We start from the raw sequence: 1,643 nt of genomic DNA on the forward strand, positions 1-1,643 counted from the left end.
GGCTGGGACGACAGATCGAGCTGACCGGCCCGACGACCGCTGCGGGCGCCACCACCACCCGTACCAGCTACGACGCCTTCGACCGGGTCCTGACCCAGCAACAACTGGTGGACGGCACCTGGCTGACCACGACCTACACCTATGATGACACCAACCGACGTGTCACCATCGACAGCCCAGGCCGGATCCGGACCATCACCGAGCAGACCGCCTTTGGCGAGACCTGGAAAGTCACCGACGGCGAACAACGCACCACCGAATACCGCTACGACCTGGATGGCCGGCTCAAACAAGTGATCGACCCGGAACAACGGGTGATCGAAGCCCATGACTACGACGTGGTCGGCAACCGCACCCAGACCCGTGACGGCAAAGGCCAGGCCATCCAATTTGAATTTGACGCCGCCAACCGGCAGATCCGCAAACGCATCGACCCCCAGGGCCTCAACCTGACCAGCGAGATCCGCTATGATGGCCGTGGCCGACAACTGGAACTGCTGGACGCCAACGGCATCCTGACCCGGCTGGAATACAACATCCAAGGCCAACTGGCGGCCCGCGTCGTCGATGCGGCGGCAGGCGGCCTGCAACTGCGCACCGAATTCCGCTACGACCGGCAAGGCCGACAGATCAGCCTCATCGAAGGCGCCGGCACCACCACGGCCCGCACCACCCAATATAGCTACACCCCCCTGGGGCAACGGATCGAAGAAATCGTCGACCCGACAGGCCTGCAACTGCGCACCCAATACCGCTACGACACCAGCGGCAACCTGATCGGCAAGCTCACCCCGGACGGCCAGCTGACCCGCTACGCCTATGATGCCGCCAACCGTCTGGTCTTGACCATCGACCCAGCAGGCGCCGTCGTCCGCAACGACTATGACACCGCGGGCCGACTGATCCAGGTCACCCGCCATGCCACCGCACTGAGCAATCTGAGCAACGAAGAAACCCAGCCCCAGGCCCTGACCCTCCTGCTGGCCAAGTTGGTCCCGCACCCGAACGACCAGCAGACCCGCACCGTATACGACACCGATGGCCGGGCCGTCCTCGACCGGAACGCCCAAGGCGAAATCACCCGTCGCGAATTTGACAACAATGGCCGGGTCAGCCGGGTCACCCGCTATGCCACCCGCCTGCCGGCGAACACCGTACTGAAGCTCGACACCGTACTCCCCACCGACCCACAACGGGATCAGCGCACCGAATACCGCTATGACAGCGCCGGTCGGCAGACCGAAGCCACCATCTTGCTCGGTAACGAGCGACTGACCACCAACCAGACCTACGATGCCGTCGGCAACCTGATCCAGGTCACCGATGCCAAACAGCAGCGCACCCGCCACGTCTACGACGCTGCCAACCGTCGCGTGTTCAGCATCGACGCCCTGGGCACCGTCAGCCGCAACGAATACGATGCCGCCGGGCAACTGACCCGCAGCACCCGTTACGCCAACCCGATCACCCTGACGGGTGAAGCCACCCTGGCCACCGTCAACGCCTTGCTCAAACCCGACATCAAGCTCGACAGCCAACAACAGTCGATATTCGATGCCGCTGGCCGGCAGACCGCCAGCGTCGACGCATTGGGTTATGTCACGGAATACCGCTACGACGCCATCGGCAACCGGATCGCCAGT

At 63.9% G+C, this 1,643-nt stretch carries 1 pseudogene; it reads left to right on the forward strand.

Features of this window, described 5'->3' with window-relative positions:
• A pseudogene (locus HNQ59_RS18990) lies at positions 1–1,643 on the forward strand (RHS repeat protein); the annotation flags it as partial.

It is taken from the genome of Chitinivorax tropicus, assembly GCF_014202905.1.
Taxonomy (GTDB): domain Bacteria; phylum Pseudomonadota; class Gammaproteobacteria; order Burkholderiales; family SCOH01; genus Chitinivorax; species Chitinivorax tropicus.